This window comes from Pseudoxanthomonas spadix BD-a59 (assembly GCF_000233915.3).
GTDB lineage: Bacteria > Pseudomonadota > Gammaproteobacteria > Xanthomonadales > Xanthomonadaceae > Pseudoxanthomonas_A > Pseudoxanthomonas_A spadix.
The window spans coordinates 41,654-55,684 of record NC_016147.2 but is presented as its reverse complement, the minus strand read 5'-3'; the positions used below and the strand labels follow the sequence as shown (position 1 = coordinate 55,684).

Genomic DNA, 14,031 nt, shown 5'->3' with positions numbered 1-14,031 from the left:
GCCGCCCTTCCCGCATCACGCCGGCCCTGCGCCGGCCCAAAGACACCGCCATGCCCGAGTACCGCTCCAGGACCTCCACCTTTGGTCGCAACATGGCCGGCGCGCGCGCGCTGTGGCGGGCCACCGGGATGAAGGATGACGACTTCCACAAGCCGATCATCGCCATCGCCAACTCGTTCACCCAGTTCGTGCCTGGCCACGTGCACCTGAAGGACCTCGGCCAGCTGGTCGCGCGCGAGATCGAACGGGTCGGCGGGGTGGCCAAGGAGTTCAACACGATCGCGGTGGACGACGGCATCGCCATGGGCCATGACGGCATGCTGTACTCGCTGCCCAGCCGCGAGATCATCGCCGACTCGGTCGAGTACATGGTCAACGCGCACTGCGCCGATGCGCTGGTGTGCATCTCCAACTGCGACAAGATCACCCCCGGCATGCTGATGGCCGCGCTGCGCCTGAACATCCCGGTGGTGTTCGTCTCCGGCGGGCCGATGGAAGCGGGCAAGACCACCCTGTCCGAGCATGGCCTGGACCTGGTCGATGCGATGGTGGTGGCGGCCGACGCGCATGCCTCGGACGAAAAGGTCGCCGCCTACGAGCGCAGCGCCTGCCCGACCTGCGGTTCGTGCAGCGGCATGTTCACCGCCAACTCGATGAACTGCCTGACCGAGGCCCTGGGCCTGGCATTGCCGGGCAACGGTTCGACCCTGGCCACCCACGCCGACCGCGAGCAGCTGTTCCTGCGCGCAGGACGGCTGGTGGTGGAGCTGTGCCATCGCTGGTACGGCGGCGAAGACGCCAGCGCGCTGCCGCGCACGATTGCCAGCTTCGAGGCCTTCGAGAACGCGATGACCCTGGACATCGCCATGGGCGGTTCGACCAACACCATCCTGCACCTGCTGGCCGCCGCGCAGGAGGGCGAGGTGGCCTTCGACCTGCGCGACATCGACCGGCTCTCGCGCAAGGTGCCGCAGCTGTGCAAGGTGGCGCCGAACATCCAGAAGTACCACATGGAAGACGTGCACCGCGCCGGCGGCATCTTCGCGATCCTGGGCGAACTGGCCCGCGGCGGCCTGCTGCATACCGACGTGCCGACCGTGCACAGCAAGACCCTGGCCGAGGGCATCGCCAGGTGGGATGTCACCCAGACCGAGGATGAGGCGGTGCATACCTTCTTCAAGGCCGGCCCGGGCGGGGTGCCGACCCAGGTGGCCTTCAGCCAGGCCACGCGCTGGAAGACGCTCGACATTGATCGCAGCGAAGGCTGCATTCGCGATGTCGAGCACGCGTATTCGGCCGAGGGCGGCCTGGCGGTGCTGTACGGCAACCTGGCCGTCGATGGCTGCGTGGTCAAGACCGCCGGCGTGGACGAATCCATCCACGTGTTCGAAGGCAGGGCGCGGGTGTTCGAAAGCCAGGATTCGGCGGTCAAGGGCATCCTGGCCAACCTGGTCGCGCCCGGCGAGGTCGTGGTGATCCGCTACGAAGGCCCCAAGGGCGGCCCGGGCATGCAGGAGATGCTCTACCCGACCAGCTATCTGAAGTCCAAGGGCCTGGGCAAGCAGTGCGCGCTGCTCACCGACGGGCGTTTCTCCGGCGGCACCTCGGGCCTGTCGATCGGCCATGCCTCGCCCGAAGCGGCCAGCGGCGGCGCCATCGGCCTGGTCCGCGACGGCGACAAGATCCTGATCGACATCCCCAAGCGCGCGATCAACCTGCTGGTGGACGATGCCGAACTGGCCGCCCGCCGCGCCGAGCAGGACGCCAGGGGCTGGAAACCGGCCCAGGCGCGTCCGCGCAAGGTCACCACCGCGCTCAAGGCCTATGCGCTGCTGGCCACCAGCGCCGACAAGGGTGCGGTGCGCGACAAGGCCATGCTGGACGGCTGACGCGCCTGTCGCCCTGACGCGCGCGCCGGCTCCGGCCATCGCCGGGAGCGCCGCTTGCGGCCAGGGGCGATGGGCCGATGGCGCGCCCAGCCGCGCGCCGTTCGACGCGAAGCTTTTGCGCTCAAGCCGGCGGGTCGTCGCCTGCCGGTTCGGCTTCCTCGTCAAGCTCGGCGCCCAGCTCGCCCAGCAGGGCCTGGGACTGCGATTGCCCCAGCGTCTCCACCCCGCGCAGGCGCCGGGCGATGGTGCGGGTCTTGCGGCTGGCATCGCCCAGGCTCTTGCTGACGGTGTTGATCTGCTTCTCGGCCTTTTCCAGGATGCCGGCGAACTTGCCGAACTCGCTCTTGACCGCGCCCAGCAGCGCCCAGACTTCGCTGGAGCGCTGCTCGATGGCCAGGGTGCGAAAGCCCATCTGCAGGCTGTTGAGCAACGCGGTGACCGTGGTCGGACCGGCGATCACCACCCGGTGCTCGCGCTGCAGCAGGTCGACCAGGCCGGGGCGGCGGATCACTTCGGCGTACAGGCCCTCGGTGGGCAGGAACATCACCGCAAAATCGGTGGTGTGCGGCGGGGCGATGTACTTGTCGCTGATCGATTTGGCCTGGATGCGGATGGCACGCTCCAGCTGCACGCCGGTCACGCGCACCGCCTCGGCATCGCCCAGCTCCTGGGCGTTGAGCAGCTTCTCGTAGTCCTCGTGCGGAAACTTGGAATCCAGCGGCAGCCATACCGGCGTGGCGTGCCCATCGCCGCGCCCGGGCAGGCGCACGGCGAAGTCCACCATCTCGTTGCTGTCGGCGCTGACCTTGACGCTGCGCGCGTACTGCTCGATGGTCAGGGTCTGCTCGAGGATGTTTTCCAGCTGCACCTCGCCCCAGCCGCCGCGGCTTTTGACATTGGTCAGCACCCGCTTGAGGTCGCCCACGCCGGTGGCCAGCTGCTGCATCTCGCCCAGCCCGCGCTGGACCTGCTCCAGGCGTTCGGACACCAGCTTGAAGGACGCATCCAGGCGCGTGTTGAGGGTGCCCTGCAGCTTCTCGTCCACGGTCACCCGGATCTGTTCCAGTTTGGCCGCGTTGTCGGCCTGCAGGCGCTGCAGCTGCTGGTCCAGGGTGGCGCGCATCTCGGCGATGCGGGCCTCGTTGCGCTGGGTCAGCTCGGTCAGGCGCAGGCCCTGGGCATCGGCAAAACGCTGCTGTGATTGGCCCGCCTCGCTGCGCGCCTTGCGCGCGTCTTCGGCCAGGGCTTCGCGCAGGGCGGCCATGTGCGCGTCGCTGCGGGCGATCAGCTCGCTCAGTTGCTGGCCGAAGGCCACGATCCGGGCCTCCTGCTGCGCGCCGAAGGCGTCCAGCTGGGCGCGCATCTCCACCAGCCGGCTGCCGAGCTGTTCGGCGCTGCGCTGCTGGGCCTGCGCGCCTTCCTCGCGGGCCTTGCGCGCGTCCTCGCCCAGGGCCTGGCGCAGCAGGTCCAGGCGGGTATCGGTGCGGGTGGACAACTCGGTCAGGTTGCGCGCGAAGGCCTCCATGCGCGCGTCCTGCTGGCGGGCCAGGCCTTCGAGCTGCTCGCGCAGCTCGCCGCGGCCGCTGCGCTGTTCCTCGCGCAGGGCGTTTTCCAGTGCGTCCGTGTTGGAACGGCGCAGCAGCAGCACCAGCTGCAGCACGATGACGGCCAGGACCAGGCCGCCCAGGATCAGGATTTCAGGTTGCATGCACGCCAGTGTATCGGCGGCAGGTCTCAGCCACTGCGCCGGACGGCGGTGTCCATCCGGCCCCGGCACGGCCCGGCGCGCGCGCAGTCCCGGTCATGGTGCAGGCGCGCGGCATGCCGAGGCGGCCTGCTCCTGCGGGCCTGGCTCAGTGGAAACCTTCCAGCACGATCTTGCCCTTGGCCTTGCCGCTTTCGATCAGGGCATGGGCGCGGCGCAGGTTGGCGGCGTTGATCGTGCCGTAGTGCTCGCCGAAGGTGGTGCGCAGGGTGCCGGCATCGACCAGGTCGGCCACGCGGGTCAGCAGGGCGTGCTGGGCCTGCATGTCCGGGGTCTGGTAGAGCGGGCGGGTAAACATGAACTCCCAGTGCAGGGAGATGCTCTTGGACTTGAGCGGCAGGGCATCCAGGGTGGCCGGGTCGTCGATCAGGGCCAGCTGGCCTTGCGCGGCGATCAGGTCGAGGTACTGGCTGTAGTAGCTGCCGGTGTGGGTGAGGCTGGCCACGTGCTGGACCTGGTCGATGCCCACGGCCTTGAGCTGCGGCAACAGCGGCTGGCTGTGGTCGATGACGTGGTGGGCGCCCAGCTCCCCGACCCAGGCCTGGGTCTGCGGGCGCGAGGCGGTGCCGACCACGGTCAGCGAGGTCAGCTTGCGCGCCAGCTGGACCAGGATCGAGCCCACGCCGCCGGCTGCGCCGGTGACCAGCAGCACCTGGCCCTGGCCCCCGCCTTCGGCAATGCGCAGGCGGTCGAACAACAACTCCCAGGCGGTGATGGCGGTCAGCGGCAGGGCCGCGGCCTGGGCATCGTCCAGGCTGGCCGGCTTGCGCGCGACGATGCGCTCGTCCACCAGCTGATACTGGGCGTTGCTGCCGGGGCGATCGATCACCCCGGCGTAGAACACCGCATCGCCGGGCTTGAACAGGGTGACCGCGGCACCGACGGCCTCGACCGTGCCGACCGCGTCCCAGCCCAGTACCCGCGGCTGGCTGACCTGGGCGCGGTGGCGGACCTTGGTATCGACCGGATTGACCGATACCGCGTGGACCTTGACCCGCAGGTCGCGCGGGCCGGGCTCGGGGATCGGCAGCTCGATGTCGATCAGCGCGGCCGGGTCATCGATCGGCAGGCCAGCGTGGAGGTAGGCGACGGCTTTCATGGCGAAGGACTCCCTCGGAGGACGGATCTGCAGGCCATTGTCGGCGCGCAGCGCGCCGCGGAAAACCCGCCAGGACTGCAAACCGGTGGCACAGGGGTCCGAAAACCTCCCGCCCGCAGGCGCCGCCGGCCCGGCGGCCGATCAGACCATGCAGGTCATCAGCACCAGGAAGGCCTTGGCCTCGCCGTCGATGCTGGCGCTGAAACCGGCCACCGGATGCTCCAGGCTGCACACGCCCTGTTCGATGCGGATGTCCGGGACCAGACCATGCCCGACCTCCGACCAGACCGCCACCCGGCCGGCCTCGATCAGCGGGATCAGCACCAGGCCGGCATCGCCGACCTGGGTCAGGCTCAGCTGCTGGCAGCCGCGGGCGTCGCGCGCCAGGTCCCGGGCCATGGCCAGCAGGTCGCTGGCGCGTCTGGCCATGATCCGGGTCATGCGCGCATCCAGTGGCAGGCCATCGGCATCGCCCCCGGCCAGGGTCTGCAGGGTGTCGGCCGAGACCAGCACGTGCGAGCCCTTGAGCGAACCCTGATAGAGCGCAATGCAGCGCACGGGCATGGCCGTGCGCAGCTGCACGACAGTGGCGGCCGGCGCGGTGGCGGCTGCGGCGGCCAGCAACAGCGACATCACGGGTGCGAACATGGGCTCTCCGGTCCCGGCGCAAGCAAGGCGCAGCACAACGCCCATCTGGCGGCCACTTTACCGGCGGCCGGCAACTGCCGGCCAGCGCCGCCGGTTCAGGCCGAAGGCTGCGGACTGACCCGTGGCGCCCGACCTGCACGCCCGCCGGCACGCGCGGCTGGCGGCGGGGCCGCCTGCGCCACCCGCGGCAGGCGCAGGCCGATGCACACATGGCCATCTTCGCAGGTGGCAAACACCGTGCCGCCATGCAGCTGTGCCACGGCCTTGACGATGGCCAGGCCCAGGCCGTGGTTCTGGTCGCTGCCGGTGCGCGACGGATCGGCGCGGTAGAAGCGGTCGAACAGATGCTCCAGCGCCTCGCGCGGGATCGGCGCGGCGCGGTTGCGCACGCTCACGCTGACTGCGTCGCCGGCCTCGGTGATGAAGACCTCGATGGTGCCGCCCGGGGCGCCATGACGCAGCGCGTTGTCCAGCAGGTTGGTGATGGCGCGCGCGTACAGCGAGCCTTCCACCCGCGCGCGCGCATCGCCTTCCACGCGCAGGGACATGCCGGCATCTTCCATGACCATGTCCATGAACTCAGCGGCCTTGGTGGTTTCCTCGCGCAGCGAGACTTCCACCAGGTCGCGCGCCGATTCGCCGCGGTCGGCGCGGGCCAAAAACAGCATCGCGTTGACGATGTTGCGCAGCCGTTCCAGCTCTTCCAGGTTGGACTGCAGCGTGGATTGAAGCGCATCGGACGAACGCGCTCGGGTCAGGGTCACCTGGGTCTCGCCGATCATGTTGCCCAGCGGCGTGCGCAATTCGTGGGCGACGTCGGCATTGAACGCGTTGAGCTGCTCGTAGGCGCGCTGCAGCCGATCCAGCGCCTCGTTGAGCGAGACCACCAGGCCTTCCAGCTCGGTCGGCAGGTGGTCGGCCGGCAGGCGCAGGGTGAGGTCGCGCACGTCCAGCTTGCGCGCGTAGGCGCTGAGCCGGTCCACCGGCGCCAGGCCGCGCCGGGCGATCCACCAGCCCAGCGTGGACACCGCGGCCACGGCCACCAGCGACAGCACCACGATGCCCACCGCCAGCAGCCACTCGGCCGCCTCGATGTCGCGCTTGCCCTCGGCCACGATCAGCTGCACCGCCGGGCGCTCACCGGCGGCCGGCAGGGGATGGGACAGGGTCAGGTACTGCTGGCCGTTGGCCAGCACCGCGTTGCCGAAGCCCTCGACGTGGCCGTCGAACCGCGCCTGGTCCAGAAAGCCGCTGCCCACGCGGTAGCGCGGATCGCGGCTTTCCACCAGGAAGTACAGGCTGCCGTCCTCGGGGGTGAAGTCGGCCAGCTTGTCGCGGAAAATGCCCCATTGCGCGTCCTTGTCGGCCCGTGCCGCCAGGCGCTCGACGATCACCAGCCGGGCGTGGAGTTCCTCACGGTTGTGGCGCTGCAGTTCGTAGGACTGGAACAGGAACAGCGAGACGGCCAGCACCGCCAGCACCACCGTGGCGGCCAGGCCGAACATCAGCCCCAGCCGTGCCGCGATGGAGCGGGTGTTCACTCGGCCTGGTCCTCGCGCACCTCGAGCACGTAGCCCATGCCGCGCACGGTATGCAGCAGCTTGGTCTCGCCCGGGTACTCCAGCTTGGCGCGCAGGCGCTTGATCGCCACTTCCACCACGTTGGTGTTGGTGTCGAAGTTGATGTCCCACACCGTCTCGGTGATCACCGTCTTGGACAGGATCTGCGAGCGGCGGCGGGCCAGCGCGGCCAGCAGTGCAAACTCCTTGGCCGACAGGTTCAGGCGCCGGCCGCGGCGGGTGGCGCGACGGGCCAGCAGGTCGATGTGCAGGTCGCCGACCTGGATCTGGGTGGCTTCGTGGGCGCGGCCGCGGCGGGTGATGGCCTGCACGCGCGCCAGCAGTTCCAGGAAGGAAAACGGCTTGACCAGGTAATCATCGGCGCCTGCACCCAGGCCGCGCAGGCGATCGTCGACCTGGTCGCGCGCGGTGAGCATGATCACCGGGGTGTCGCGCTGGGCGCGCAGCGCCTGCAGCACCTGCAGGCCGTCCATGCCCGGCAGCATGATGTCCAGCACGACCGCATCGTAGTCCCCGGTCAGGGCCAGGTGCAGGCCGTCCACGCCGTTGGCCGCATGGTCCACGCTGTAGCCTTCCTCGCCCAGGCCGCGGGTCAGGTAGCCGGCCGTCTTGGCTTCGTCTTCGATGATCAGCAGTTTCATGGCGTCATGGTACGGCGTCGGGAGCTGGCTCATGCAGCGTCGATCCATTCAGGTGCGCAGGCGCAAACCGCATCTGCGGCGGGGGTAATAAAGCCGTCCCGCGGCACCTGCGGCCAGGGGGGCGAGCTTGGCCCGGCGTGCACGCATCCGGCAGCCGGCATCCCCGTGGCGAGCGGCATGACCGGGCGCGGTGCCACGGTCGCTGCGGAAGGCGCTTTCGGGCGATGGCGCCGATTCTGGTCGTCGCCCCCCATCGCCCTCCTGACCAGGCGCTGACAATCCCGTCACTCGGCCAGGGCGAGAGCCGGTCGCGCCCGCCCCCGCCTGAATCAAGCAGCCGCGTGCGTCAGCGCGGGTCTTCGCCGGCGCCGGGCCGGCCCCGTACGCCCGACCGCAGGCTCCTAGCAGTCTGTCGGACTTTGGTCGGCCGGGCTGCGAATCCGCCTGTGCGGTCCATCTTTCCGCCGCTTCTTGGCCCATAGCACCACGATGGGCCGGCGAACCGTCGAAAATCTGACCTCGCACAGCCGAATTCTCGCCTCGACCACCAAAGCCCGACAGGCTGCTAGAACAGGCGACCCTGGGCGGGCCCGTCCGTCGGCCGCGCCCTGCTCTGCCCCCGCTCCAGGCGCCAGGCCAGCCCCGACATGCGCTCGGCGTGCCGGGCCAGGGCCGCGCGCAGTACCTCGGCGCTGCCGGCCACGTGCAGACGGCTGCGGGCGCGGGTCAGGGCGGTGTAGACCAGCTCGCGGGACAGCACCCGGCTCTCCAGGCGCGGCAGTTGCAGCCAGACCTGGTCGAACTCGCTGCCCTGGGCCTTGTGCACGGTCATGGCGAAGGCGCTCTCGTGCGCAGGCAGGGCGGCGGGATGGAACGGGCGCACGCTGCCGTCTTCGCCGCCGGCAAACCAGGCCATCAGCGCGCCGCTGCCATCGCCCAGACAGATCCCGATGTCGCCGTTGAACAGGCCATGGCGATAGCTGTTTTCAGTGACCAGCAGCAGGCGGCCGTGGAAGTAGGCCGGCGCGCCGCCGGTGCGGCGCCCGGACAGCAGCTGCTCGATGCGCGTGTTCAGGCCGCGCGCGCCCTGTGGGCCTTGGCGCACGGCGGTGAGCAGGCGCAGGCGCTGGGCCAGCTGCAAGGCGCTGGCCGGATCGGACGCCGCGGCCAGCGCGCGCCAGTGCGCCAGGAACAGCTCGCCTTGTGCCTGCAGCGGGTCCAGCACGTCCTCGTGGAAGCTCACGCCACGCAGCTGGCCACCGCGCAGCAGCGACAGCGCACGTTCGGCATCGCCATCGCGCGCGGCCAGGGCCAGCGGCGACAGGTCGAAGTCCGCCTGCTGGCGATAGCCGCGCAGCAGCTGCACCCGGTTGCCGTGCAGGCCGCCGGCCTGGGCGACCACCGGCAGCGCATCACCCAGCAGCGGTTGCAGTGCGCGGGCGTCGTCGGCTTCCAGCGCATCACCGGGACCGGCAGCGGCCAGGATCGCGGCCAGCACGTCGCCGGCTTCCACCGAAGGCAGCTGGTCCGGGTCGCCCAGCAGGATCAGCTGGGCGCCATCGGCGACCGCTTCGACCAGCTTGCACATCAGCGGCAGGTCGACCATCGAGGCCTCGTCGACCACAATCACCTCGAACGGCAGCGGGTTGTCGGCGTTGTGGCGGAAGGTGGGCTGGTCGGGAATCGTGCCGAGCAGGCGATGCACGGTGCTGGCGCTGCCCGGCAGGCCAGCGCACAGCGCGGCATCGACACCACTGGCGATGATCTGCGCAGCGGCCTGGCGCAGGCTTTCGGCCATGCGCTCGGCGGCGCGGCCGGTGGGCGCGGCCAGGGCGATGCGGGGCAAGGCCGTGTTGGCGCGCTGCGCGTGGGCGATGCGCAGCACCAGCAGCCGGGTGATGGTGGTGGTCTTGCCGGTGCCGGGGCCGCCGGTGACCAGCAGCAGGGCCCGTCGCAGGGCCAGCGCGGCCGCGCGCGCCTGGCGGTCCTGGCCGCTGCCCGCCTGCGCAGCCAGGCCAGTGCCTTGCGGGGGCGGAAACAGCAGGGCGAACACATCGGCCACCTCCACGCTGCCGGCGGTGTGCAGCGGCTGGTCCGCGATGCGCTGCAGCTGCAGGGCCAGGCGCCGCTCGTATTCGCGGTAGCGGCGCAGGTAGAGCAGGCCATGTTCGAACACCAGCGGCCGGTCGGCGGTGGCGGCTTCCTCCGCGGCCATGGGTTGGGCAACCCAGCGCGAGGCGATGATCGCCGCCTGCCAGGACGCGGGATCGGGCCAGTCGAGCGCTGCATCGACCAGCAGCTGCGGGCGCGCGGGATCGAAACCGGCATGCCCCTGGGCCACGGCCAGCGAGGCCAGGGCAGCGGCGACAAGCACTTCCTCGGGCGTGTCCGGATCGAGCCGGCGCAGGCTCTGGGCGAAGGCGTGATCCAGCGTGCGCAGGGCGCCTGCGCGTAGGAGGAAGGCGAGGAGGTTGGGGGTGCTCATGGACGGCACATCCTCGCACTTGCCTGTGCCCCCTCTCCCCCGTTTGCGGGGTGAGAGGGGGCGAAAGCGCATGGCGTTGTCATCAGGCTCATGCCGCAGCCTCGGCCGGGTGGCCGGCAAACAGCGCGTCCAGGGCGTGGATCAGCTCGGGCGCGAAGCGCTGCGCGTGCACGCCGGGCGAATCGGCGCGGCGGGCATCCAGGCCGCGGCAGAACAGATAGCAGATACCGCCGAAGTCACGCGCGTAGTCGTAGCCGGGCAGGCGAAAACCCAGCCAGCGATGCAGGGCCAGGGTGTAGATCAGCGCCTGCAGGTCGTATTCGCTGTGCGCCATCGCCTGCTGCAGCGCGGCGTGGTCGTAACCGGGCAGGCGATTGGACTTGTAGTCCAGCACGTACCAGCGGCCATCGTGGCAATAGGTCAGATCGATCAGGCCGGTCATCAACCCTTCCAGCTGGCGGCGCAGACCAAAGCTGTGGCGTTCGCACACCAGGCCGTGCGCGTGCAGCAGGGCCAGCAGCGCCTGGACCGCGGTCGGCTGCAGGGCGAACTGGAACTCGATTTCCGCACGACGCTCCTCGGCCGGCAGCGCGCACAGGCGCACGCCTTCGGGCAGGGCGACGGTGAGGGTCTGGCCGATCAGGGCGGTGAGGACCTCGACGCCGTCGGCGATCTCCTCGGCCGGGTAGCCGCCGGCGCGCAGCGCGCTTTCGAGCACGGGCAGCTCCAGTGCCGGCGCAGCATCGCCTGACTGCCAGTGCTGCCAGCGGGCAAAGTCGGCGTTCTCCAGTGCCTGGTGCATCACCACCCCGAAGCGATTGCCGGCAAAGCGCGGGTCGAACGCTTCGGCCGGCTGCAATGCATCGGCATCGGCGTCGCTGGCCGGCTCGTCGTTGCCACCGGCGGCGGCCAGCGTGCTGGCGCTGGCTACCGCTTGGCCACCGCTGTCGGCGTTGGCCAGCTGGGTGAAGCTGTAGACCCACCAGTCCTGGCTGAGCGTGCGGGTCACCTGGCGTGCCTGTGGCGGTGCGGCTTCGGCCGCCGGCGGCAGCCAGTCCGGTTGGCTCGGCAGTGCGCCACCTTCGACCACGATGCCCGGTTGCGCGCACAGCGCCTCCAGCGTGTCCAGCATCGGCGCCAGTGCGGTCTGCCTGGCCTTGTAGAAGTCGCCGGTGGCGATCCACAGCGCGTGCTCGGCGCGGGTCAGGCCGACGTAGAGCAGGCGCGCGTCTTCGGCGCGTTGTGCCCGGATCCACGCCTGGCGCGCGGTTTCCCAGCCGGAGGTCTCCACCTGCAGCTTCCAGTGCAGCACGCGCTGGCAATCCGGGTCCTGCACCACGCAGCCCCGGCCCGGGTCGGGCGACCTGCCGCCGATGCCCACGAATGGCAGATACACCAGCGGGTACTCCAGGCCCTTGGACTTGTGCAGGGTGACGATCTGCACGCGGCGGGCGTCCGATTCCAGGCGCAGCAGCTGGGTTTCGTCATCGCTGTCGGCCTGCGCGATCTGCCGGCCCAGCCAGTCGACCAGGCCATGCAGGCCCAGCGCGCGCGCCTGCGTGTGCTGCAGCAGTTCGCCCAGCTGCAGGTAGTTGGTCAGCCGGCGCTCGCCATCGAGCAGGCCGAGCAGGCGTTCGGCCTGGGCCGCGCACAGCGCGCCGATCAGGGCCAGCGGGCCGCCGCGCTGCACCCGCTCGCGCCAGTCCAGCGCCTGCAGCTGCCAGGCGCGATGGGCAGCGCCATCGGCTTCCAGCGCAGCGATGCCGGCGGCATCCACGCCCAGCAGCACGGTGGCCAGCGCCGCGCGCAGGCGGCCGTCGTCGGCGCTGTGCAGCAGGGCCAGCAGCAGGGTCAGCAGTTCATGCGCCTCGGCCGTGGCGAACAGGCTCTGCTTGCCGGCGGCCACCGCGGGGATGCCGACTGCAGCCAGCGCCTGCTGGATCCGGGTGGCCTCGCCATGCTTGCGTACCAGCACCGCGATGTCGCCTGGCTGGACGGGTTGGCCGTTGATCAGCGCCTTGCCGGCACGCGCATCGCTCAGCACCGCGTGGATCGCGGCCACGCAGGCGGCGCTGGCCACTTCGCGCGAGCGCGAGGCGCTGTACGTCTTGGGCTGGCCCTTGGCATCACGTGCTTCCGAGGGCGGCGCCTGCCACAGGGTCAGCGCCGGGGCCGGCGCGCCACCGCGCAGGTAATCGGCATCCACGCGCTGGCCGCCGGGCGCGACCGGGCGGAACCTGATGCCGGCTTCGATGAAGGCCTGCTCGCCGGCTTGCGCATACAGCGCCTGGATCGCGGCCAGCACGCTGGGCCGCGAGCGGAAATTGCGGTCCAGCGGCGGCGCCGGTTCGGCCACCGCGCAGGCCGCCAGATAGGTCTGCACATCGCCGCCGCGGAAGCCATAGATGGCCTGCTTGGGATCGCCGATCAGAAACAGCGCCGGGGCCAGGCCCAGTGCGGCCGTGGCGGGACAATCGCCGAACACGGTGTGGAAGATGCGCCACTGGCGCGGATCGGTGTCCTGGAATTCATCGACCAGCGCGAATGCATACTGCGCGCGCAGGCGCTGCACCAGCGCATCGGCATGTGGCCCGGCCAGGGCGTCGGCCACGCCATCGATCAAGTCATCGTAGGTCTGCACGCGGCGCTGGCGCTTGAGCTGGGCCAGACGCAGGCGCGCATCGTCACGCACCTGATGCAGCAGGCGCACCTGTGCGCGTTCGCTGGCGGCCTTGAAACCGTCCACCGCCTGCAGGTACGTCCGAATCAGCGCGCACAGCGGCGAGTCCGGGGTGCGGCCTGCATGGGCCTTGTTGGTCCTGGCTTGCAGCGCATCCGGGGTGAGCTGGGCCAGGCGGTCGCTCAGCGGGCTCGACCATTGTCCGCTGCTGCACCACTGGTCCAGTTCGCGCCACAGGGTGGTGATCCAGGCGGCCTTGTAGCTGCCGCCGTGCAGGATCTTGTTGTCCACCGCGGCCAGCAGATCGGCCAGGAACGGCTCGCCATGGGCGGTGAAGCCCTCGGCCAGTGCGCGTGCGGCCGCGTGCAGCTCGGCTTCGGGATCCCCTTCGGCGTCGCCCGGCGTGGGCAGCGGATGCAGCACGGGCTGGGCGATCAGCGTGCCCAGGTCGCGCGCCAGTGCATCGGGGCCTTCCTTCCACAGGCCGAGCAGCGCATCGGCGCTGCCGATGTCGGCGGCGTGCACGCGCCACAGGTCGGCGGCCAATTCGGCGTGCAGCTTGCGCGCGCTGGCCAGCAGTTCGGGTGGGGCGAAGGTCTGGCCGCTCTCCAGGGCATGCTCGCGCAGCACCCGCGCACAGAAGCCGTGGATGGTGAAGATTGCCGCCAGGTCGATCTCGTCGACGGCCTGCTGCAGGCGCCGCTGCACCGCCGGCGCGCTTTCGTCGGTGCGGGCCAGGTGCGCGGCGATGATCGCCCGGCTCAGGGCCAGTTCCGGCGGCTCCTCGGCGGTGGCCTCGGTGCCGATCACGCGCGCGGCCAGGGCCAGGCGTTCGCGGATGCGCTTGCGCAGTTCCTGGGTGGCCGCCTCGGTGAAGGTGACCGCCAGGATCTGGCCGATGCGCAGGTTTTTTTCCACGACCAGGCGGGTGACCAGGGTGGCCAGGGTGAAGGTCTTGCCGGTGCCGGCGGAAGCCTCGATCAGGGCGGTGCCGGTGAGCGGGAGGGTGAGGTAGGGATCGACGGTGGTCATGCGGGCGCCTTGCACCTGGGCCAGGCAACACAAGCAGGCACAGCAGCCAACGCACAGGCAGTGGCCGCAACAAGGCGGCGCGTTGTTTCCTCACGGGCGCGATGCGCAAAGACCGTCCACCACGGTTCTACCGCCATCCCCGCGCAGGCGGGGATCCATGGACGTTGACGTGCAATGCGCAAGCCCACCGGCTCCCTGCCTTCGCGGGAATG

The 14,031-nt window shown here is 70.6% G+C and carries 8 protein-coding genes; 1 reads left to right on the top strand and 7 read right to left on the bottom strand.

Going from position 1 to position 14,031, the window contains the following annotated elements; translation table 11 throughout:
- Positions 1-50: 50 nt before the first annotated feature.
- Complete coding sequence (gene ilvD, locus DSC_RS00220) at positions 51-1,889, top strand: dihydroxy-acid dehydratase (protein WP_014159072.1); 1,839 nt, start codon at positions 51-53, stop codon at positions 1,887-1,889.
- A 121-nt stretch (positions 1,890-2,010) separates the two neighbouring features.
- Here ilvD and DSC_RS00215 read toward each other — a convergent pair whose 3' ends face one another.
- The 7 genes from DSC_RS00215 to DSC_RS00185 all read right to left on the bottom strand — a co-directional run bounded on the left by DSC_RS00215 (position 2,011) and on the right by DSC_RS00185 (position 13,819).
- Positions 2,011-3,597 carry a DNA recombination protein RmuC gene (locus tag DSC_RS00215; RefSeq protein WP_014159071.1) on the bottom strand — a complete coding sequence of 529 codons (1,587 nt, stop codon included), beginning with the start codon at positions 3,595-3,597 and terminating at the stop codon, positions 2,011-2,013.
- A gap of 145 nt (positions 3,598-3,742) precedes the next feature.
- Positions 3,743-4,753: a zinc-binding alcohol dehydrogenase family protein gene (locus DSC_RS00210; protein ID WP_014159070.1), complete on the bottom strand. Its 1,011-nt coding sequence runs from the start codon at positions 4,751-4,753 to the stop codon at positions 3,743-3,745.
- A 141-nt stretch (positions 4,754-4,894) separates the two neighbouring features.
- Complete coding sequence (locus DSC_RS00205; RefSeq protein WP_014159069.1) at positions 4,895-5,401, bottom strand: hypothetical protein; 507 nt, start codon at positions 5,399-5,401, stop codon at positions 4,895-4,897.
- Between the two features lie 95 nt (positions 5,402-5,496).
- Positions 5,497-6,942: a heavy metal sensor histidine kinase gene (locus tag DSC_RS00200; RefSeq protein ID WP_014159068.1), complete on the bottom strand. Its 1,446-nt coding sequence runs from the start codon at positions 6,940-6,942 to the stop codon at positions 5,497-5,499.
- Positions 6,939-7,622, bottom strand: a complete 684-nt coding sequence (locus DSC_RS00195) for a heavy metal response regulator transcription factor (RefSeq protein ID WP_014159067.1) — start codon at positions 7,620-7,622, stop codon at positions 6,939-6,941. The genes DSC_RS00200 and DSC_RS00195 overlap by 4 nt, the downstream gene beginning before the upstream one ends.
- Before the next feature lie 565 nt (positions 7,623-8,187).
- Positions 8,188-10,107 (bottom strand): exodeoxyribonuclease V subunit alpha, encoded by a 1,920-nt coding sequence (recD, locus tag DSC_RS00190; protein ID WP_014159066.1) that lies wholly within the window; start codon positions 10,105-10,107, stop codon positions 8,188-8,190.
- An 88-nt stretch (positions 10,108-10,195) separates the two neighbouring features.
- Positions 10,196-13,819: a UvrD-helicase domain-containing protein gene (locus DSC_RS00185; RefSeq protein ID WP_014159065.1), complete on the bottom strand. Its 3,624-nt coding sequence runs from the start codon at positions 13,817-13,819 to the stop codon at positions 10,196-10,198.
- Between the last annotated feature and the right edge of the window lie 212 nt (positions 13,820-14,031).